Source organism: Labrys neptuniae, from assembly GCF_040797145.1.
Lineage (GTDB): Bacteria > Pseudomonadota > Alphaproteobacteria > Rhizobiales > Labraceae > Labrys > Labrys neptuniae.
The window spans coordinates 465,440-485,462 of record NZ_JBFNQD010000001.1 but is presented as its reverse complement, the minus strand read 5'-3'; the positions used below and the strand labels follow the sequence as shown (position 1 = coordinate 485,462).

At 64.2% G+C, this 20,023-nt stretch carries 16 protein-coding genes; 6 read left to right on the top strand and 10 right to left on the bottom strand.

All coding sequences use genetic code 11. The features are described 5' to 3' along the window. Positions 1–2 precede the first annotated feature (2 nt). The 4 genes from metG to ABXS05_RS02220 all read right to left on the bottom strand — a co-directional run bounded on the left by metG (position 3) and on the right by ABXS05_RS02220 (position 4,578). On the bottom strand, positions 3–1,568 hold the full coding sequence (metG, locus tag ABXS05_RS02235) for a methionine--tRNA ligase (RefSeq protein ID WP_367622754.1): 1,566 nt from the start codon (positions 1,566–1,568) through the stop codon (positions 3–5). Positions 1,569–1,730: 162 nt separating this feature from the next. Continuing rightward, complete coding sequence (locus ABXS05_RS02230) at positions 1,731–2,771, bottom strand: DNA polymerase III subunit delta' (protein ID WP_367622753.1); 1,041 nt, start codon at positions 2,769–2,771, stop codon at positions 1,731–1,733. Further along, complete coding sequence (tmk, locus tag ABXS05_RS02225; protein ID WP_367622752.1) at positions 2,768–3,415, bottom strand: dTMP kinase; 648 nt, start codon at positions 3,413–3,415, stop codon at positions 2,768–2,770. The genes ABXS05_RS02230 and tmk overlap by 4 nt, the downstream gene beginning before the upstream one ends. After that, positions 3,412–4,578, bottom strand: a complete 1,167-nt coding sequence (locus tag ABXS05_RS02220; RefSeq protein WP_367622751.1) for a D-alanyl-D-alanine carboxypeptidase family protein — start codon at positions 4,576–4,578, stop codon at positions 3,412–3,414. The genes tmk and ABXS05_RS02220 overlap by 4 nt, the downstream gene beginning before the upstream one ends. 121 nt (positions 4,579–4,699) lie before the next feature. Here ABXS05_RS02220 and ABXS05_RS02215 point away from each other — a divergent pair, with 121 nt between their 5' ends. The 3 genes from ABXS05_RS02215 (at position 4,700) to hspQ (ending at position 7,346) form a co-directional block, all read left to right on the top strand. After that, a complete protein-coding gene (locus tag ABXS05_RS02215; protein ID WP_367622750.1) occupies positions 4,700–5,875 on the top strand; it encodes a UbiH/UbiF family hydroxylase in 1,176 nt (391 codons plus the stop codon). Positions 5,876–5,920: 45 nt separating this feature from the next. Continuing rightward, the gene (locus tag ABXS05_RS02210) at positions 5,921–6,841 is read left to right on the top strand and encodes a lysophospholipid acyltransferase family protein (protein WP_367622749.1); all 921 of its coding nucleotides are present in this window, start codon (positions 5,921–5,923) and stop codon (positions 6,839–6,841) included. A gap of 172 nt (positions 6,842–7,013) precedes the next feature. Then, complete coding sequence (gene hspQ, locus ABXS05_RS02205) at positions 7,014–7,346, top strand: heat shock protein HspQ (RefSeq protein ID WP_068284888.1); 333 nt, start codon at positions 7,014–7,016, stop codon at positions 7,344–7,346. A gap of 99 nt (positions 7,347–7,445) precedes the next feature. Here hspQ and ABXS05_RS02200 read toward each other — a convergent pair whose 3' ends face one another. The 3 genes from ABXS05_RS02200 to ABXS05_RS02190 all read right to left on the bottom strand — a co-directional run bounded on the left by ABXS05_RS02200 (position 7,446) and on the right by ABXS05_RS02190 (position 10,606). Beyond that, positions 7,446–8,132, bottom strand: a complete 687-nt coding sequence (locus tag ABXS05_RS02200) for an invasion associated locus B family protein (protein ID WP_311936128.1) — start codon at positions 8,130–8,132, stop codon at positions 7,446–7,448. A 27-nt stretch (positions 8,133–8,159) separates the two neighbouring features. Further along, positions 8,160–8,900 carry an invasion associated locus B family protein gene (locus ABXS05_RS02195; RefSeq protein ID WP_311936131.1) on the bottom strand — a complete coding sequence of 247 codons (741 nt, stop codon included), beginning with the start codon at positions 8,898–8,900 and terminating at the stop codon, positions 8,160–8,162. A 311-nt stretch (positions 8,901–9,211) separates the two neighbouring features. Next, a complete protein-coding gene (locus tag ABXS05_RS02190) occupies positions 9,212–10,606 on the bottom strand; it encodes an AmpG family muropeptide MFS transporter (protein WP_367622748.1) in 1,395 nt (464 codons plus the stop codon). Between the two features lie 213 nt (positions 10,607–10,819). On the opposite strand from ABXS05_RS02190, the gene ABXS05_RS02185 reads away from it, so the two are divergent. After that, on the top strand, positions 10,820–12,205 hold the full coding sequence (locus ABXS05_RS02185) for an AMP-binding protein (protein ID WP_367622747.1): 1,386 nt from the start codon (positions 10,820–10,822) through the stop codon (positions 12,203–12,205). A 66-nt stretch (positions 12,206–12,271) separates the two neighbouring features. Here ABXS05_RS02185 and ABXS05_RS02180 read toward each other — a convergent pair whose 3' ends face one another. From ABXS05_RS02180 to ABXS05_RS02170, 3 genes are read right to left on the bottom strand one after another with little or no spacing between them, the layout of a single operon-like run. Then, positions 12,272–13,339, bottom strand: a complete 1,068-nt coding sequence (locus ABXS05_RS02180; protein ID WP_367622746.1) for a D-TA family PLP-dependent enzyme — start codon at positions 13,337–13,339, stop codon at positions 12,272–12,274. Positions 13,340–13,351: 12 nt separating this feature from the next. Then, the gene (mfd, locus tag ABXS05_RS02175) at positions 13,352–16,876 is read right to left on the bottom strand and encodes a transcription-repair coupling factor (RefSeq protein ID WP_311936140.1); all 3,525 of its coding nucleotides are present in this window, start codon (positions 16,874–16,876) and stop codon (positions 13,352–13,354) included. Next, positions 16,873–17,169, bottom strand: coding sequence for an FAD assembly factor SdhE (locus ABXS05_RS02170; protein ID WP_311936142.1), 297 nt, complete (start codon positions 17,167–17,169; stop codon positions 16,873–16,875). The genes mfd and ABXS05_RS02170 overlap by 4 nt, the downstream gene beginning before the upstream one ends. 124 nt (positions 17,170–17,293) lie before the next feature. Here ABXS05_RS02170 and ABXS05_RS02165 point away from each other — a divergent pair, with 124 nt between their 5' ends. Further along, positions 17,294–17,647 carry a DUF488 domain-containing protein gene (locus ABXS05_RS02165; RefSeq protein WP_311936144.1) on the top strand — a complete coding sequence of 118 codons (354 nt, stop codon included), beginning with the start codon at positions 17,294–17,296 and terminating at the stop codon, positions 17,645–17,647. Positions 17,648–17,880: 233 nt separating this feature from the next. Then, positions 17,881–19,977 (top strand): ATP-dependent DNA helicase RecG, encoded by a 2,097-nt coding sequence (gene recG / locus ABXS05_RS02160; protein WP_367622745.1) that lies wholly within the window; start codon positions 17,881–17,883, stop codon positions 19,975–19,977. Positions 19,978–20,023: the final 46 nt, after the last annotated feature.

The window sequence follows — 20,023 nt, the reverse complement described above, 5'->3', positions numbered from 1 at the left end:
TCTCAGGCCTTGCCTGCCCCGTCGACCGCCTCGACATAGCGGGGGAACACGGCTGTCGGTGCCGGCAGTTCGGCGTCCGGTGATAGGCGGCCGTCAATGCCGAGATGGTCGAAGTCGCGCGCGTCTTCCGGCACAGCCAACTGGTCGAGCAGTCGCGCTGCCCCTGCCGGGATCACCGGCTGGGCCAGGATGGCAACCTGGCGGACCACCTCGGCCGTGACGTAAAGCACCGTCTCCATGCGCGCCGGGTTGCTGGTCTTCAGCTTCCAGGGCTCTTCGGCCGCAAAATAGCGGTTGGCTTCGCCCACGACGCTCCACAGATCGGCCAGGATGGTGTGCAGGGCGAAATTGAAGATGGCGTCCCGAGCCTGCCAGATCAGGTTGTCCGCCGCCTTCAGCAATTGTTCGTCGGACGGCAGGAGATCGCCGGGGCTGGGTACCTTGCCACCGCAATTGGCCGCGATCATCTTCAGACAGCGATTGGCCAGATTGCCGAAATCATTGGCGAGGTCGGCATTGATGCGGTTGACGATCGCTTCATGCGAATAATTGCCGTCCTGGCCGAAGGGAACCTCGCGCAGGAAGAAATAGCGCAACTGGTCGACGCCGTAATGCTCGGCAAGGGTGAAGGGATCGATCACGTTGCCGACCGATTTCGACATCTTCTCGCCGCGGTTGAACAGGAAGCCATGGCCGAAGACGCGATGCGGCAACTCGATACCGGCCGACATCAGGAAAGCAGGCCAATAGACCGTGTGGAAGCGCACGATGTCCTTGCCGATGATATGCACGCTGGCCGGCCAGAATTTGGAGCGTTCGGTATCGGTATCCGGAAAGCCTGTCGCCGTCAGGTAATTGGTGAGGGCATCGACCCAGACATACATCACGTGCTTGGGGTTGCCGGGAACCGGCACGCCCCAATCGAAGGTGGTGCGGCTGATGGAAAGGTCACGCAGGCCCGAGCGCACGAAACTCAGGATCTCGTTGCGGCGTTCCTCCGGGCCGATGAAGCCAGGATGGCTCTCATAGTGCTTCAGCAGGCGATCCTGATAGGCGGAAAGGCGAAAGAAATAGCTTTCCTCCTCCACCCATTCCACCTTGGCACCGGTCTCGATCACCGAACGGGAGCCATCGGAATTGAGAGCCAGGTCCTTCTCGTCGAAGAAGGCTTCGTCGCGCACCGAATACCAGCCCGAATATTTCGACAGATAGATGTCGCCGGCCGCCTCCATCCGGCGCCAGATTTCCTGGCAGGCGCGATGATGGCGCTCTTCGCTGGTGCGGATGAAATCGTCGTTCGACGCATTGAGCACCCGGGCCATCTCGCGGAAATATTCCGAGTTCTGATCGGCCAGGGCCTGGGCCGTGGTGCCCTGCTTGGCCGCCGTCTGCAGCATCTTCTGGCCGTGCTCGTCGGTGCCTGTGAGGAAGAACACATCATTCCCGTCGAGCCGCTTGAAGCGGGCGATGGCATCGGTCGCGATCAGCTCATAGGCATGCCCGATATGGGGTTTGCCATTGGGATAGGAGATCGCCGTGGTGATGTAATAGGTGTCTTTCTCGGCCATCGATGACGCTTTTCCTGACAACGATGCGCGACACCGCCAGTCAGGCCGCGCATCAGGGATTCCTGATGTAGAGCATTTTCGGAGAAAGTTGAGAGACTTTTCGCCGGAAAATGCCTGGGGCGTTTCGCGAGTCGACGCAATTTCGTCTAAACGCAAAACCCTTCAGGCTGCGGAAGCTTCGGCGAGCAAGCCGAGGGTCGCGAGCACGAAAGGTTTGCGGTCGAGATTATAGGCCTCGACATCACGCGCAGCATGGCGGGCCTTCTCCCATACCTCAGCCCAGCGCGCAAGGCGGGCCACGGGTTCGCCACGTGCCGCCAGCAGGCGCTGATGCAGCCATTCGTCGAGGAAGTCGAGCAGGAGCGCGAAATTCTCGTCGCCTGCCTTGTTGGCGCAGCGGTCGGCGAGAGCATGGGCTGCAGCCACGTCGATCCGCGGCAGCTTGGCCAGCAGGTCCGTGAGGGAGCGGTGCAGGGATACCCCCTCCCCGTCCGCCAGGGCCAAGGCGCGCCTGACGCTGCCCTGCGCCAGGGCAGCTCCTGCAGCCAGCGTCTCTTCGGGCAGGTCTGGACGCGCCTGTGCCGCTGCCTTGAGGACATCGGCGTCGCCGAGGGGATCGAGCGTGAGCAGCCGGCAGCGCGAGCGGATGGTCGGCAGGAGGCGGGCCGGCTGATGCGATATTATCAGGAAAAGCACCCGCGGCGGCGGCTCTTCCAGGACTTTGAGCAGGGCGTTGGCGCCCTCACGTGCCAGGTCTTCGGCAGAGTCGATGATGGCGATGCGCCACCCCCCTGCCCCGGCGGTCGAGCCGAGGAAACGCACCACGCTGCGGACGTCGTCGACACGAATGTTGGAATAGAACCCCTTGGTCTTGTCGTTGGGAAGGCGACGCAGCACCGCAAGATCGACATGGGATTGCGACACGATCTGGCGAGCAGCCGTGGCGCCGGCGGCGACCGAGAGGCTGGTCGCCTCGCCGAGTTGGTGAGGATCGGGATGGGTCAGCACGAATTTGGCCATGCGATAGGCCAGCGTTGCCTTGCCGACGCCCTCGGGGCCACCCAACAGCCAGGCGTGATGGATGCGGCCTGAACGATAGGCGCTCAGCAAAGCCTGCTCTGCCCGGTCCTGGCCGATCAATTGCATGGTTTCGCGCGGATGCGGGCTGTCGGCCAGCATGTCGCTTTCGAGGCGTTCGCTCATGCCGGCACCCGGGCCGCATCGAGGTCGAGCCTTCTTCGCACGACGCCGAGAATCGCCGCGGCAACCTCGTCCTGCGAGGCGGAGGCATCGACGACGGCGCAGCGGCGAGGCTCGAATTCGGCGATGGCCAGGAAGGCCTCGCGCAGCTTTTCATGGAAAATCAGGCTCTCTCCCTCGAAGCGATCGATGGCCGCGCCGCGGGAGCGGACCCTGGCGAGCCCATCACGGGCCGGCATGTCGAGAATGAGCGTGAGGTCGGGCACGGTGGAACCAACCACCACGCGTTCGATCGAGCGGATCAATGCTGGCTCGACCTCGCCCAGCACGCCCTGATAGGCGCGAGTCGAATCCATGAAGCGATCGCATAGCACCCACGTCCCCCTTGCCAAGGCCGGCCTGATCGTCGCGTTGAGATGATCGTCGCGCGCCGCATAGAACAGAATCGTTTCGGCAAAGGGGCCGAAATGCTTGGCGCCGCCGGAAAGCAGCACTTCACGCAATTCCTCGGCATGCGGCGAGCCGCCGGGCTCGCGGGTCAGCAGGGTCTCGACGCCGAGCGCGTTCAAGGATGCCGCCAGCCGGCGGATCTGGGTAGACTTACCCACACCCTCGCCGCCTTCGAACGTTATGAACCGGCCCTTCATCGCTTGTCGTGCCCACCCTGTATCAATCCGATGCCAAGCTCGTAGATAGCACCGAATGCGCGTTGGGGAAGACTGCCGACTGGCACATCGGCGGCTGCATACAGGCGAATTTCAAGAGACACCTGTCCCTCGCGCAGGATCTGGAGCCGGCCGACGGCGCTGTTTTTCTGTACCGGAGCCTCCAGGGGCCCATCATAAAGCAATTTGGCGCTGAGTTTTTCCGTGCCGCTGCTGTCCACCAGCATGGAGACGTCGCGATCGGCCACGACGGGCACGGAATTGGCCGTGCCGCCATAGACGGAAGCCTCGCCGACGATCTCCCCCTTGGCGAAGACGAGACGCGGGCGGAATGAATTTTCGGCCCATTCAAGGACCCGTTTGGCTTCCGTCGCCCGTTCGGCATTCGATTGCAGGCCGTGCAGCACCATGATGAAGTGCTGGTCGCCGTGAAGGGCCGAAACGACCACGCCATAGCCCGCCGTGTCGGATGCTCCGGTGACGCCGCCATCGACCCCCAGGCCCTGGGTGAGCAGGGGATTGCGGTTGGTCTGCCGGATCTTGTTCCAGGTGAAATCCCGCTCCTGGTAGATGGCATAGATGTCCGGCTCGTTCCGGCGGAGCCAGCCGAGCAGCCGGGCGAGGTCCCGCGCCGTGGTCAATTGGGCCGGATCGGCAAAACCGGTGACATTGCGGAACTGCGTGTGCTGCAAACCGATTTCGGCGGCCAGCGTGTTCATCCGCGGCACCAGGCCCTCGAGCTGGCCCGTGAGTCCCGCCGACAGCGCGAGGCAGGCATCATTGGCGGCCTGGACCATCACCCCGCGCAGGAGATCATCGACACGCACCCGGCTCCTCACGGCGGCGAACATGGTGGCGCTGCCCGAGGGGGCCCCACCCTTGCGCCAGATGTCCTCCGAAATCGGATACTCGGTCTCTCTCGAAGCCTGGCCCTTGCGCAGGGCTTCGGCGACGACGGCGATGGTCATGATCTTGGCCATGGCGGCTGGCTCGACCGGCTTGTCGGCGTTCTTGTCGAGCAGGACCGTGCCCGAACCTGTTTCGATCACCAGGGCAATCGGCGCGGTGGTGGTGAACGGCTCCGCACGCAACGGTGGCACCAGCACGACGGCCGCCAGAAATAGCCCGATGACAACGCTTTTCATCGCCGATGTCCGTTCTGCCCGATAGTACCAAATTCGCGCGCTCCGGCGCAATTGCGCCTGGTCCGCAGCATCCGAAAACAGGTGACGTCCGCTTCAGAGAGCGTTAATTCCATTGAACATCATGCCAGCCAATCGTGAATCAAATCATCGTTCGATCGTCATCGTGGGCGCTGGGCTCGCAGGCTTGGCCTGTGCCGCGGTCCTTGCTGCAAAAGGCTTCAGGACCACCCTGGTGGGCCCGCCCGGCAATGTGGGCGACACCCGTACCACCGCTCTGCTCGACGGCAGCATCCAGGCTCTGGCGAAGGCGGGCATTCCGATTGCGGGCCATCCGGAGGCAGCGCCGCTGCGGGTGATGTCCATCGTCGATGCGACACAACGGCTCCTGCGTGCACGCCCTATCGCCTTCAAGGCGGAGGAGATCGGCTTGGAGGCCTTTGGCTGGAATATCCCCAATGGCTCTCTGACCCAGATCCTTCAGGCCCGCCTGCAGGAGGCCGGTGTCGAACATCTGCCGGTGCGGGTGCTTGCCGCCGAACGCGGCTCGAGCGGCCTCGTTCTCAAGCTGGATGGACAGCCTGATCTGACCACCGATCTCGCCATTGCCGCCGACGGGCGCGCCTCCCTCGTCAGGCAGGCGGCCGGGATCGAGACGCGGAGCCATGACTATCCGCAGATGGCACTGGCCCTCAATCTGAAGATTGGCCGCCCGCATCGCGATGTCTCCACGGAGTTCCACACCGAGTCCGGTCCGTTCACACTGGTGCCCCTGCCGGGGCAGCGGGCCAGCCTCGTCTGGGTGGTCTCCCCTGAAAAGGCGGATGAGTTGCGGGCAATGGATGATGCGGCCCTCTCCCGGGCCATCGAAATCCAGAGCCATGCCCTGCTCGGCCATGTCGAGGTCGACGGCCGGCGCTCCTTCTGGCCGATGAGTGCTGTGGTGGCGGTGACCCAGGCGGCCGAGCGGGTCGCGCTGATCGGCGAGGCCGCCCATGTGCTGCCGCCGATCGGGGCGCAAGGCTTCAATCTGACACTGCGCGATATCGCGGCCCTGGCCAAGGCCTTGGAGGTCGCCCGCGATCCCGGCGATGCCGGCGTGACCGAGGCCTATGCCAAGGCAAGGCGGCTCGACATCGGGACGCGCCACTCGGCGGTCGATCTCCTGAACCGGTCCTTGCTCTCAGGGCATTTCCCTCTGCAGGGCCTGCGTGGTCTGGGGCTCTACGCCCTTGAGCGGGTCGGTCCCCTGAGGCGGGTGATGATGCGGCAGGGGCTCGCTCGCGCAGCCGAGCATTGAATTCTTCCCGCTTCTGGTTTCAATGGCCAGCGGGACGAGCACGTCGTGGAAACAGCGGAAGGCATCGTGGCAGGCGGCGCAGACGAAAAGGGGGGAAGACGCCGCACGCGGCGGATCAAATACGCCTTCGAATATAGCGCACTGCGTGCCCTTGCCGGCTTGTTGCATATATTGCCCATCGACTTCAGCTCATGGGTGATGGGGGCGATTTGGCGCCTCGTCGCGCCGCATCTGCGCCGCCATGAACGTGCCCTTCGTCATCTTGCCGCGGCCTACCCCGAAAAATCGCGTGCCGAGATCGAAACCATCGCACGGGCCATGTGGATGCAACTCGGCCGGACTTTTGCAGAAGCGCTGATCAGCGAGCGCATCATGCGCGCCGGCCGCATCGACGACCGCACCGGCACGCAATTGGATACGCTGAAGATTTCCGGCAAGGGCAGCGTCTTTGTCTCGATGCATACCGGCAATTGGGAATTGGTGATCTATCCAACCCTGGTCCGCGGTATCAAGGCCGCCGGTGTCTATCAACGCATGAAAAACCCCAAGGTCGACGACTATATCATGCTGGCCCGGCGGGACCGCTATGCGCGCGGCCTGTTCGCCAAGGGCAACGACATTGCGCGCAAGCTGATGCGCATCGTACGCGAAGGCGGTTCGGTCGCATTGCTGGCGGATCTGCGCGACCGCCGGGGCGTCGTGGTCCCATTCTTCGGCCGTCCGGCCCCGACCACGCCATTTCCGGCCTTGCTGGCACGCAGCAACGATGCCGTATTGCTTGCTGCGCGTTGCGTACGCACCCGCGGCGTGCATTTCTATATCGAGACGGAGAGGATCGAGGTGCCGCATACCGCCGACCGCGATGCCGACATCGCCGAAGCGACGCGCAGAATTCATGTCCTGTTCGAGCGGTGGATCCGCGAACACCCCGAACAATGGATGTGGGCACACCGACGCTGGGGATGATGGCCGGCCATGTCGTCCCTCTCTTAATGAAATATTGGACGACTTTGACGAGAATACTGCTATCCTGATAACGGGATAGCAGGTCCGCGCAGTTGTGGCGGACTCGGTATCGCCCGGCTTGCAGGCATCACTATTGCAGACTTGCCGAGCACAGATGACGATTGAACGGCGTATGAATAAAGCGCGGGAAGCAAAGTTCTTTATCGGTCAAGTGGTGCGCCACCGCATCTATCCATTCCGCGGCGTCATCTTCGATGTCGATCCGGAGTTTGCCAATACGGAAGAATGGTGGCAGTCCATTCCGGAAGATGTGCGCCCTTCGAAGGATCAGCCCTTCTATCATCTGTTCGCGGAGAATGAGGAGACCGAATATGTCGCCTATGTCTCCGAGCAGAATCTGGTGATCGACGACAGTGGCAGGCCGGTCCGGAATACGCAGATCGAGGAACTCTTCGATCGCGATGACGATGGCGGCTATCGGCTGAAGCCCGGGACGCGGCACTGACAACGTGGCCCGTTGAGCGTTTCGGCGACTTCTGCGATCGGTGCGAGGCAGCCACCTTCCGATATGAAAAGGCCGGCCCGAAGGCCGGCCTCTGTCATTTCATTGCGCGGGGGCTGCCGGCGCCGCGGGAGCTGCCGGCGCAGCCGGTGTCGCAGGAGCGGCACCGCCCTGCTGTTGCTGCTGCTTGCGCTGGGCATCGATCAGGGGCTGGAAAATCGCCTGCAGCTTCTCGCCATAAGCCTTCTGCTTGGCAGCATAGCCAGCCTGGTCGATGCCCTGGGCATCGAGAGCCTTGCCGAGGCCGTCCAGGCCGATCTCCAGAGAAATGGGCTGCCCCTGGAAGGTGATCGCCTGCACCTTCAGCTTCTTGCCTTTCTTGAGGTTTGCCAGATTGGCATCGGTCAAGGGCATGTCGGCGATGCAGCTCGGCCCCGTGCAGATGCGATACTTGGCCGTGTCGATGGTCTGGTCATCGACGAGGACGCGGGCTCCCAGCGGCAGCACCACACCAGCCGGAATGATCACGGTGAGCTTGGGTTTGCCGCCCTTCTCCTGACCGACCTGTGCGGTCATCATCCAAGCGGCCGTCGGCGCCAGAAGGTCGCGCACGGTCTGGCAGGTGTCCTTGCCGTCGGGGGTCTTGGCGCAGATCTTGGTCCAGTCCGGCTGGTCGAATTTGGGCAGTTCGGGCTGCTGGCCAGCAGGCTGGGGCTGTTGCTGGGCCAGCGCCGTACCGGCCGACAGGATCAAGGCTGCCGCGGCGCCAGCGATCAGAGAGTTTCGCATAATCTGGATTCCTGTTCCTGGGCGGTCTTATTGAGCAGGCGCCGGATTGGCGTTGAGCTGCTGGCGCGCCTTCTCGGCGGCGTCCTGCAACTGCTGCTGCAGCTTCTTCTGCTCGTCGACGATCGACTGGGGATCGAGGGGCTTGTTGTCGAGTGCCTTGGCGAAGCCCTCGGTGCCCAGGGGCAGTTGGACGCCCTGGTTGGGGGTCTTGAAGGCGATCGCCAGGGTCTTGGAGGCGCGGAGAGCCTTGAGCTGTGCCTCATCGATCGGAAGTTCGACCAGGCAGCCTTCGGGAGAGCAGACGGCATATTTGCCGGTGGAGAAGGCGGCATTGTCGAGATAGAGGCCGACACCAGGCTGGATCAGGGCGCCGACCGGCAGGACGAGCCGCAGGATCTGCTTCTTGTCGGTGACGTTCTGCATCAGGATGGCCGTCATCATCGTCTGCCCCGTATCGGACCGCAGGTCGCGACGGGTCAGGCAGATTTCCTTCTTGGCCTGATCGGTCTGGCACAGCTTCACCCAATCGGGCTGGGAGCTGGAGATGGCGGGAGTGGTTGCGCCTTCCAGGCCGGGAACCGGCTCAGCGGGGGCTGCTGCTGCCGCGGGAGCGGCCGCTGCAGGCTTCTGCGCCGGCTTGGCTGCAGGTGCCTTCGGCTTCGCGGCGGGTGCGGCCGGCTTGGCGGGCGTATCCTGTGCCAATGCGGGTGTCACCGCAAGGCTGAGCGCCGCAAGAGCTGCAGTCGCAAGGAGGCGGAACGACATCATGCAAAATCCTTGGATCCTAAGTCCGCCGCCGCAACGCGCTGGGCAAGCGCGGGTTGGCAACGCACCGATGGGGCTGAATGTCTCTCATCGCCGACGAAGGCGCCAAGATGACGATTTCGGGAAAGGTCCTTAAACGAAGCGGGCACGGGTTTCCAGCCTCGAAAACGACCTATGGCGTCGGTGTCGCAGCTTGTGCATGACAAATTGAAGAAAACGTGACCAGCCTGCCATATCCGGCATTCGAGTTGCGAAAATTGCGGGAGAGCAAACCGTCCCGCCTTCATCGGAAGGCGATTCGCTTGCCCTGGACCTCAGCGGCGCCCACCTTCCCCCGCCAGAGAAGCCTCTTCCCGCTCTTCCTCCGGCCGCGCAGGGGCTTCCTTGTCGGCCGAGCGCCAGACGATCAGACAAAGGATCGCGACCGGCAGGCCGATGGTCGAGGTTGCCGAGAAAAAGACAGGGTAGCCGAAAAGATCGACCATCTTGCCCGACATGCCGGCCAGCAACTTACCTGGCAGCGCATAGAGCGAACTCAGCAGGGCGTACTGGCTGGCGGCAAAGGCCGGAGATGTCAGAGAGGACATGTAGGCCATCAAGGCGGTGCCAGCGAAGCCACCTGCGAAGCTTTCGACGCTCACCGCCAAGGCCAGATAGGTCGAATCCGCTCCCTTGGCCGCCAACAGGGCCATGCTCAAATGTGAAGTGGCCGCAGCGATGCCGCCGAAGAGCAGCGACGGCATCAGGCCGAAGCGCCAGATGCAAAAACCGCCGACGAACGGAGCCGTCAGGCCGATGGCGAAACCGTAAATCTTCGAAATATTGGCGATCTCGGCCTTGGAGAAGCCAAGATCGATATAGAGGGGATTGGACATCACGCCAGCCAGGAAGTCCGGCAGGCGATAGAGTGCGATGAGCAGCATGATCGGCAGGAGGATCCAGCCTCGGCGCAGGAAGAGATCGCTCAACGCTTCCTTGTAGGCGATCAGCCAATCGGGCCAATTGGATGCTCTTTGCGGACTGGCAGGCTTGCCATCGTCGAATACGGAGACGAGCTTGCCCTCGAGTGTTTCCTTTTCAGCAGCAGGTGGTGGGTCCGGCGCGAGCAAGGCGGCCAGGATGCCGACGAGCATCAATGCAGCCATCGCGCCATAGGCCGCCTGCCAGTCGAAATACTCGGCCAGATAAAGGGCGCCCGCCCCGGCGCACAAGATGCCGACGCGATAGCCGAGCTGGGAGACCGCCAGCATGATGCCCTGACGATCGCGGGGGATGACATTGATGCGCCAGCCGTCGATCACCACGTCCTGGCTGGCGGCGAAGAATGCCGTGACCGTGGTCCAGAATATCGTCATTCCCAGCGAGCTTGCAGGATTGCTACCGGCGAGGCCGAACAGGCCCAGGATGACGCCCATCTGCGTGATCAGCAGCCAACCGCGCCATCGCCCCATCATCCGTCCCAGCACCGGCGGGTCGAAACGCTCCAGCAGCGGCGCCCAGAGGAATTTGATGCTGTAGAACAGCGTCGCATAGAACATCAGGCCGATGTCGGTGCGTGTGATCCCAACCTCGCGCAGCCTCGCTGATTGCGTCGAGAACACCAGCAGGAAGGGCAAGCCCGAACTGAAGCCGAGCAACAGCATGAAAGCGAGGCGCTTGTCGGCGGCGATGTCGCGCAGGAGCGTGAGGAATTTCTGACCGGGAATCATGTCCGCGATTATGGATCGCCCGGCCGGGCAGGCCAAATGCTTTGATGTGCAAGACCTCTTGCCGGCATGGGCATGTAGGACGGCAGCTGCTCAAGGTGTGGATGGTGCCCGCGGGTGGGACGACCCCGACCGACAAACCGGCTATGGCTTTGCCGTCATCCAGCGTTAGACTCACCTGGATCTGATTCGTGCCCCGTGAATACCTGAGGCCCCATGACGTCAGACATCACGCCCAGGATTGCCCCCGCTCCCCCGACCCTCGACCAGTTGCTGCGCCTCAGCGCCCAGCGCGGCGGCGATACGCTGGCCCTGGTCGATGCCCCGGATCGCCCGCTCTGGGCCGACGGCGCGCCTCGCCGGTTGACCTGGAACCAGGTCGATGCTGCGGTTTCCGCGGTTGCCGGCCGCTTTTTCGAAATGGGATTGCCGAGCGAAGCGCTGGTCTGCGTGCAGGGGCTCAACGTCACGGATACGTTGATCGCGCTGCTCGGCTGCATCCGGGCCGGTTTGGTGGCGGTGATCGTTCCGATCGACTTCTCGCCGGCCGAGATCGTTGGCGTCGCGGAGCGCCTGAATGCCAAGGCAATCCTGGCGGCGCGGCGCATGGGCGATGTCCAGCCCCTGCGCTCCCTTCGTCACCTCGTCGACGAGTCCATTGCCGATATTCGCTTCATCGGGGCCTTCGGCGCGGATCTGCCCGGGGGAACGGTCTCGTTCGAGGATTGCATCGGCTACCCGCGTAGCGGCGTGATCACCCGCCTGTCGCGGCGCGAACGTCCCGAGGAAAGCCTGGCGATCATGACGATCGATCGAGGTCCGGAGGGGGATTTCGCCGTCGCCCGCAATCACCGCGAATGGCATGCAGCCGCAGCGGTCCTGGTCGCCGAACTCGGCCTGTCGCGAACCTCGCGCCTGCTGTGTCCGATGGCGCCATCAGGACTTGCCGGGCTTGCCGGCGGCCTGGTGTCATGGCTCAGCACGGGATGCCAGCTCGTCTTGCACCAGGCTTTCGATGCGACGGTATTTGCCGTCCAGATCACGATGCATGGCGTCACCCATGCCTTGCTGCCCGATGCGGTGTTGCGCGCCGGCCTCGTCGACGGCTTGTTCGACAGCCGCAAGCTCGAGAAGGTCGCAGGCCTTGCGCGCGCGCCCTATACAGCCGTCGTGCCGGCAGATGCTCCCTGCCCCATTCCTCATTTCGCCGTGCTCGGTGAGATCGGCATCGTGCCGATGCGCCCGCTGGAGGATGGTGGGTTCGGGCTCGAAGCCCTGGTCCCGTCCCCGGAAGACGCTGCGCTGCCGCTGGTCGAGGCTGGCATTGAGGAAGGCGGCTATCTCGCCCTGCGTGGCCAGCAGGTGCCGGGGATCGGTTTCGACGTCAGCGAGCGGGAGGTTTCCTATCCCGTCGGGGCGGAGGGCTGGGTATCGACCTCCTACCCCGCTTCAGGAACCGCGGAGCGAAGCGGCGGCCTCCTGGAGATTACGGGCGCACGCTATGGCAGGCCCATGAGCGCACAGGAAGCATCGCTGCTCCATGAGCCTAGCCAGAGCGTCGATACTTCGAAGGCCAACCAGCCGCTTGCGGGCGCGGCCTGACGTCGGGGCAAAAACGGAGGGCGATCTCACTCCACTTCTCGATGGAGTTGGAGAGAGCGCCCTTTCCTACCAAACCCGCCCGCGCGCTGCGACAGGCTCGGGACCGACAAGGGTCTCGCCGCGGCAGAGGACCACGAAGTCCAGCATATTGGCGACGACGCAGGCGTGATTGGGCACGATACGCACGCGGTCGCCCACGGACAGGTTGATCGGCTGTTCGGTGACCAGCCTGCCGTGCTCTTCCGAGAGCTGGTCGATGGCGATATCCGGACGACCGAGGACATGGCCATGACCCGTGAGGCCGAGCAGGTCTGAGGTCAGAACCTTCGAGCCGGCATCGATGATGGCCCTGTGTGTATCGGGTACCGATACGACGGTGGCAACGACGTTGAGGGCGCAGTCATCGAAACCGCAGACGCCGCGGGTGACGAGGGAACGGTCATTATAGACATAGGTGCCGGGCCGGTATTCGGTGACGATGGACGCTTCATGCGCCCGCCACATATCCGGCGATCCGCCACTCGTGATCGTTTCGACAGGAATTCCAAAGACTTCGATCAGGGATTTCGCTCTTTGCATGAAATCCTGCACCGCTTCGGTTCCACCGACCGGCGGGTAGGTCATCAGTCCGCCGAAGGCGAGTTCGGATGATGCCGCGATGCGGTTTGCCAGTTCCGCAGCCGCCTCGGGCGTGGGAACGCCGCAGCGCCGGGCGCCGGTATCGCACTCGACCAGCACGGTCAGCTTGCGCCCCGTTCCCTTCATGGCCGCCGCCAATTCGTCGACGACCGCGGCGCTGTCGGCGACGACACTGAGACGAATGCGTTCGGAAAGCGCCCGCAGGCGTTCACGCTTGGCCTCGCCCACTAGGTTATAGGTGATCAGGACATCGTCGAGCCCGGTGCCATCGGTCATGGCGTCGGCCTCCGACAGCTTCTGGCAGGTGATGCCGACCGCCCCTTGCTCGACCTGGAAGCGAGCCAGGCGCGGCAGCTTATGCGTCTTGATATGCGGCCGCAGCTTGAGGCCGTGTTCGTCGCAATAGGCCTGGAGCCGTACGACATTGCGTTCGGCAATGTCGAGGTCGACCTGGACGAAGGGGGTTTCGACGGAAGAGAGGGAGGCAATTGCCATCGTTGTATCCGATCAGGCGGCTTTCTTCGTCTCGGCGATGCGAGCGAGATTCTTGAGAATGACGGCCGTGCCCTTGAGCCGGTCGTCGGGCTTGTCGAAATCGCGCTGGAACAGGATGCGCATGTCGGGGCGGACCTTGGCGAAGGAGCCCTGCTCGGCGATGTAGCGCACCAGCCCGTCCGGATTGGCGAAGGCATTGTCGCGAAAGGAGACCACGACGCCCTTCGGCCCGGCATCGACCTTCTCGACATTGGCGCGCCGGCACAGGGCCTTGATCGACATCAGCTTGAGGAGCTGGTCGACCTCGGCAGGCCGCTCGCCGAAGCGATCGGTGAGCTCGGCGCCGAAAGCGTCGATCTCGGCATCGGTATCCAGCGATGACAGGCGGCGATAGAGGCTGAGGCGCAATGTCAGGTCCGGCACGTAATCCTCGGGGATCATCACCGGCGTGCCGATGGTGATCTGCGGCGACCACTGCTCCTCGACCTCGGTCTCGACGCCGCCTTCCTTGAGGGCCGCGACGGCCTCTTCCAGCATCTGCTGGTAGAGCTCGTAGCCGACTTCCTTGATATGGCCGGACTGCTCGTCGCCGAGCAGGTTGCCGGCGCCGCGGATGTCGAGATCGTGCGAGGCGAGCTGGAAGCCGGCGCCGAGGGTATCCAGGGACTGCAGCACCTTGAGCCGGCGCTCGGCCCCAGGGGTGATAGTGCGGTTGGCCGGCAGGGTGAACAGGGCATAGGCCCGGGTCTTGGAACGCCCGACACGGCCGCGCAGCTGGTAGAGTTGGGCGAGGCCGAACATGTCGGCGCGCCAGACGATCAGCGTGTTGGCCGTGGGAATGTCGAGGCCGGATTCGACGATCGTGGTCGAGAGCAGGATATCGTATTTGCCCTCGTAGAACGCTGTCATCACGTCTTCGAGCTGGCCGGCCGCCATCTGGCCATGGCCGATGGCGACCTTGGCCTCGGGGGCGTATTCATCGAGGAAGGCCTTGGCATCGGCAATGTCCTCGATGCGCGGCACGACGAAGAAACTCTGGCCGCCGCGATAGCGTTCGCGCATCAGCGCCTCGCGCAGCACCACCGGATCGAAGGGCGTCACGAAGGTGCGCACAGCCAGGCGATCGACGGGCGGGGTGGCAATGATCGACAATTCGCGCACGCCGGTGAGGGCGAGCTGCAGGGTGCGCGGGATCGGTGTCGCTGACAAGGTCAGCACATGCACCTCGGCGCGCAACTGCTTGAGGCGCTCCTTGTGGCCCACGCCGAAATGCTGCTCTTCGTCGATGATGAGCAGGCCGAGATCGCGGAAGGCGATGGTCTTGGCCAGCAGGGCATGGGTGCCCACCACGATGTCGACATCGCCCGACGCCAGGCCCGCTCTGGTCTTGCGGGCCTCGTCGGCCGGTACGAAGCGCGAGAGCTGGGCGACCTTGACGGGCAGCCCCTTGAAGCGGTCGGCAAAGGTCTTGGCGTGCTGGCGAGCGAGCAGCGTGGTGGGCACCACCACGGCGACCTGCCTGCCCGTCAGCGCACAGGCAAAGGCGGCGCGCAGGGCCACTTCCGTCTTGCCGAAGCCGACATCGCCGCAGACCAGGCGATCCATGGGCCGGCCGGAGGCGAGATCCTCGAGCACCGAGTCGATGGCGAATTGCTGGTCTTCGGTCTCGCTATAGGGGAAGCGCGCGGCGAATTCGTCGTAGAGGCCCTGGGCGGGGATCAGCTTCGGCGCCTCCCGCAGTGCACGTGCCGCAGCGATCTTGATCAGCTCACCCGCCATTTCGCGGATGCGCTTCTTCATGCGCGCCTTGCGTTCCTGCCAACCACGGCCGCCGAGCTTGTCGAGCTGCGCTTCGGCGTCTTCCGAGCCGTAGCGCGACAGCAACTCCAGATTTTCCACCGGTAGGAACAGCTTGTCGCCGCCCGCATAGTGGATTTCGAGGCAGTCGTGCGGGGCGCCCACGGCGGTTACCGTCTGCAGGCCGACGAAGCGCCCGATGCCGTGCTCGACATGCACGACGATGTCGCCGGGCGAGAGCGTGCCGATCTCGGTCAGGAAGTTCTGGGCGCGCTTGCGCTTGGCCGTGCGGCGCACCAGGCGATCTCCGAGAACGTCCTGCTCGGAGATGATGGCGAGGTCTGATGTCTCGAAGCCCGTCTCGAGCGGCAGCACGCCGAGGGCGATCTCGCTTTTCGGCAAGGCCAGGGCACGGGCGAAATCGGGAACCGGCTTGGCCTGGGTGAGGCCGTGATCGGCGAGCACGGCACCGAGCCTTTCGCGCGAGCCGTCGGTCCAGCCCGCCACGATGACCCGCTGGCCATCGGCCTGCAGGGTGCGGATGTGGCGGACGACGGCGTCGAAGACGTTGGCGTCTTCCGCTGCGCGTTCCGCCGCGAAGTTATGGCCCTGCCGGCCGCCGCAGTCGACGATTTCGCGACCGGGCGCAGGAGGCGATGCGAAGGGCGTCAGACGTGCCAGGGACGCCTCGTCGAGCCGGCGGCGCCATTCCTCGGGCGCGATGTAGAGGCGATCCGGCGGCAGCGGCTTGTAGGGCACGCTCTCGCCGGGTTTGCCCAGCACGTCGCGGCGGGCGTCGTAATAGTCCTTGATCTGCGCCAGCCTTTCGCCGGCGGCATCCTCGGCCAGCGCATCGAGCGCGACGGGAACTTCGGGCAGGTAGTCGAACAGCGTGTCGAGCTTGTTGTGGAACAGCGGCAGCCAGTGTTCGAGGCCGACATAGCGTCGGCCTTCCGAGATGGCTTCATAAAGCGGGTCGCCACGGGTCTGGGCGCCGAATTCGGCGAGATAGGCCTGGCGGAAGCGCTTGATCGTCTCGGTGGTGAGCTGGACTTCGCTCATCGGCACGAGGTCGAGCATGCGCAACTGGGTCTGAGAGCGCTGGGTCTCGACGTCGAAGCTGCGGATGGATTCGAGCGTGTCGCCGAAGAAGTCGAGACGCACCGGAATGGCAAGGCCCGGCGGATAGAGATCGAGGATGCCGCCGCGCACGGCATATTCGCCGGTCTCGCGCACCGTGGAGGAGCGCAGATAGCCATTATGTTCCAGCCAGGCCGACAGCCGGTCCATGTTGACGGCATTGCCGGGCGCCGCCGAGAGCGATTGGGCGGCGATGAGGTCGCGGGACGGCACGCGCTGCAGCACGGCATTGACGGTGGTAAGCACGATACGGGGCTTGTCCCCGCCCCTGGTGGTCGCCAGCCGCGACAGTGCCGTCATGCGCCGCGCCACGACGGTGGCATTCGGGGAAACCCTGTCATAGGGCTGGCAGTCCCAGGCGGGAAAGTTGATGACGTCGATATCGGGCGCGTAGAACTGGAGGGCCGCTTCCAGTGTGGCGGAGCGCGTGCCGTCGCGCGCGACGTGTAGAAGGGCCGCCGGCCGCTCTCGGGCCTGCGCCACCAGCTTGCGCGCCAAATCGGCGAGCACGAGGCCATCCTGGCCATCGGCGCAATTGGAGAAAACGAGTTGTCCGCCGGGGCGATTCAGGACTTCGGCGAGTCGATCGGCGGCTTTCATGCAAACATCGGCTTCATGGTGAAATGGTAATCGCGCAGTCGCCGGAACACGGGCGTATCGAATTCGCCCGGTACCGGCTCTTCGTTCCTGATCCAGGCGTAGAGTTCATGATCGGGGGCATCGATGAGCGACTCGAAGTCGGCGACTTCTTCCTCGGACAGCTCGACGATGACGGCATCGCAGAAACTGCCCATGATGAGGTCCATCTCGCGAAAACCGCGATGCCAGGCCCGGTAGACGATCCGTCTGCGACGCGGGTCAAGTTCCTCAGAAGTGCGTATCGTTCCGGACATGTTCTCGATCCTGTTGGCTCGCTGTATAGAGAGTAAGAGGCCTTGTGGAAACCATGGAAGATCGAAATATCATCCGTGCGGTCAAATTCCCTGGGCGCGGGCCGCGGGGTGACGGGGGGCCGTGATGCCGATCGGATTGAAACGCGCTTATGATCCACCCGCTTCCTCTGATGGCCTGCGCATCCTGGTCGATCGCCTATGGCCTCGGGGCCTGTCCAAGCCGGAGGCGCATATCGACATCTGGGCCAAGGATGTCGCCCCCAGCCCTGCCCTGCGGCAATGGTTCGGCCACGACCCGGCGAAATGGCAGGAATTTCAGGCCCGCTACGAAAGTGAACTCGCGCACAACAACGAGGCTGTCGTCGCGCTCCGCCGCCTGATCGGTGACAAGGTCGCCACCCTGATCTATGCCGCCAGGGATGCCGAACACACCCATGCGCTGGTAATCAGAGGAATACTGGAGCGCATGCGGGTCTAAGTACGACAATCCGCTTTGTTTTTCTTGCCTTGCCTCGCAATACCCCCTCATCCCCCTTGCGGGAGAAGGTCCCGGCAGGGGGATGAGGGGAAAATGCAGAGCGCCCAAGCAAACCAAAACACAAGATTGCACGGTGCCGCCACCTGTTCTCTTTCGAGGCAATGCGACCGGTTTCCTTCCTCTGAAACTTGCCTCTTGCCGCCTGCCCGGTCAAAAGAGCCGGTGAGGCTTTCATGCGTCCGGCGATTCTGACCCCCCTGTTCGCTTCCGTCTCATCCCTGCCAGGGATCGGGCCGAAGCTGGTGAAGCTGCTCACCCGCCTCCTCGGAGGCGCGGAGCCGGTTGGAGCGCGGGTCGTCGATGCCCTGTTCCACCTGCCGGCCAATGTGCTCGATCGCCGCCGCCGCCCCAAATTGGCGGATGCGCCGATCGGCGAATTGGTAATGGTCGAAGTCGTGGTGGAACGCCACCGGGCCAGCGGCGGCAAAGGCCCCTATCGCGTTTATGTCCATGACGATACGGGGGACCTGACCCTCGTCTTCTTTGCAGCACAGACGAGCTGGATCGAGCATGCCCTGCCCGTCGGCGAGCGGCGATGGCTGAGCGGCAAGATCGAGCTGTTCGACGGTATGCGCCAGATGGTGCATCCCGATCGGATCGTCGATGAGGAAGGGCTTAAATCACTGCCTTTGGTCGAGCCGGTCTATCCGCTGACGGAAGGGCTCTATCCGCGCCAGATCCAGAAGGCGGCGCAGGAAGCGCTCGCCCGCACCGCCGAGCTCGCCGAGTGGCAGGATCCTGCCTGGCTCAAGGCTCAGCGCTGGCCAGGCTTCCGCGAGGCCCTGGCCGCTCTGCATTCGCCGGAGACACCGCAGGTCGTTGCGCCGGACTCGGCGCCCCGACTGAGGCTCGCTTACGACGAGCTCCTGGCTTCGCAGCTCGCCCTCGCCATGGTGCGCGCCCACAACAAGGCCCTGCCCGGCCTTGCCGTCACTGGAACGGGGGTGATCTCGGCCCGGATCGAGGCCGCCCTGCCCTTCAAGCTCACGGCGAGCCAGGTTACGGCATTGGCCGACATCCGGGCCGACATGGCGGCGCCGATCCGGATGCTGCGGTTGCTGCAGGGCGATGTCGGCTCGGGCAAGACGGTGGTAGCCCTGCTTGCCATGGCGACCATGGTGGAAGGCGGCCGGCAGGCGGCGTTGATGGCACCGACGGAAATCCTAGCCCGCCAGCACCTGGCTACCATCCAGCCGCTGGCCGAAGCCGCCGGCTTGCGAGTCGGCCTGATCACCGGGCGTGACAAGGCCCGCGAACGTACGCGCATGCAGGCCGCGCTGAAGGATGGCAGCATCGACATCGTGGTCGGCACCCATGCCCTGTTCCAGGAAGATGTCGAGTTTCGCGATCTCGGGCTTGCCATCGTCGACGAGCAGCATCGCTTCGGCGTGCATCAGCGCCTGGCTTTGAGCCGCAAGAATGCCGGCATCGACGTTCTGGTGATGACGGCCACGCCAATTCCGCGCAGCCTGGTGCTGACCTATTTCGGCGACATGGACTCCTCCCAGCTCCGCGAAAAGCCGGCCGGGCGCAAGCCGGTCGACACGCGCCTGATCTCGCTGGAACGGCTCGACGAGGTGGTGAACGGGTTGGGGCGCCTGCTGCAGACCGGCGCACGGGCCTATTGGGTCTGTCCCCTCATCGCTGAATCTGAGACCCTCGATGTCGCAGCCGCCGAGGATCGCTATGCCCACCTCGTCTCCCTCTTCGGCGACAAGGTCGGCCTGCTGCATGGCCAGATGAAAGGTGCGGCCAAGGACGAGGTGATGGCCCGGTTCGTGGCGGGCGATCTGCGTGTCCTGGTTTCGACCACCGTGATCGAAGTTGGTGTCAATGTGCCGGAGGCGACGGTGATGGTGGTGGAGCATGCCGAGCGCTTCGGCCTCGCCCAGCTCCATCAGCTCCGCGGGCGCATCGGGCGCGGTTCGGACAAGTCGACCTGCCTCCTGCTCTACAAGGGCCCGCTTGGGGAAATTTCCCGCAAACGGCTTGAGATCATGCGCGAGACAGAGGATGGCTTCCGCATTGCCGAGGAGGATCTGAAATTGCGCGGCGAAGGCGACGTGCTCGGCACGCGCCAGTCCGGCATGCCGGGCTTCCGGGTGGCCGATCTCGACAGCCATCGCCATCTGCTTGCCCCCGCCAATGACGATGCCAGGCTGGTGCTGGCCCGCGATCCGGAACTCGTCTCCCCTCGCGGCGTTGCTCTGCGGACCCTGCTCTATCTGTTCGAGCGCGATGAAGCCGTGCGCCTGCTGCGATCAGGATAGCGTAAGGGAAACTGGCGTGTATTCTACGGGTCATGCCAGCCTCTGC

Excerpts from the sequence above, each read along its gene's own strand:
- ABXS05_RS02180 (WP_367622746.1), bottom strand. The coding sequence starts at position 13,339 with ATGGCAATTGCCTCCCTCTCTTCCGTCGAAACCCCCTTCGTCCAGGTC.
- ABXS05_RS02190 (WP_367622748.1), bottom strand. The coding sequence starts at position 10,606 with ATGATTCCCGGTCAGAAATTCCTCACGCTCCTGCGCGACATCGCCGCC.
- ABXS05_RS02165 (WP_311936144.1), top strand. The coding sequence starts at position 17,294 with ATGCCGATCGGATTGAAACGCGCTTATGATCCACCCGCTTCCTCTGAT.
- ABXS05_RS02195 (WP_311936131.1), bottom strand. The coding sequence starts at position 8,900 with ATGATGTCGTTCCGCCTCCTTGCGACTGCAGCTCTTGCGGCGCTCAGC.
- ABXS05_RS02230 (WP_367622753.1), bottom strand. The coding sequence starts at position 2,771 with ATGAGCGAACGCCTCGAAAGCGACATGCTGGCCGACAGCCCGCATCCG.
- ABXS05_RS02215 (WP_367622750.1), top strand. The coding sequence starts at position 4,700 with ATGCCAGCCAATCGTGAATCAAATCATCGTTCGATCGTCATCGTGGGC.
- ABXS05_RS02185 (WP_367622747.1), top strand. The coding sequence starts at position 10,820 with ATGACGTCAGACATCACGCCCAGGATTGCCCCCGCTCCCCCGACCCTC.
- recG (WP_367622745.1), top strand. The coding sequence starts at position 17,881 with ATGCGTCCGGCGATTCTGACCCCCCTGTTCGCTTCCGTCTCATCCCTG.
- ABXS05_RS02220 (WP_367622751.1), bottom strand. The coding sequence starts at position 4,578 with ATGAAAAGCGTTGTCATCGGGCTATTTCTGGCGGCCGTCGTGCTGGTG.
- mfd (WP_311936140.1), bottom strand. The coding sequence starts at position 16,876 with ATGAAAGCCGCCGATCGACTCGCCGAAGTCCTGAATCGCCCCGGCGGA.
- metG (WP_367622754.1), bottom strand. The coding sequence starts at position 1,568 with ATGGCCGAGAAAGACACCTATTACATCACCACGGCGATCTCCTATCCC.
- tmk (WP_367622752.1), bottom strand. The coding sequence starts at position 3,415 with ATGAAGGGCCGGTTCATAACGTTCGAAGGCGGCGAGGGTGTGGGTAAG.
- hspQ (WP_068284888.1), top strand. The coding sequence starts at position 7,014 with ATGAATAAAGCGCGGGAAGCAAAGTTCTTTATCGGTCAAGTGGTGCGC.
- ABXS05_RS02200 (WP_311936128.1), bottom strand. The coding sequence starts at position 8,132 with ATGCGAAACTCTCTGATCGCTGGCGCCGCGGCAGCCTTGATCCTGTCG.
- ABXS05_RS02170 (WP_311936142.1), bottom strand. The coding sequence starts at position 17,169 with ATGTCCGGAACGATACGCACTTCTGAGGAACTTGACCCGCGTCGCAGA.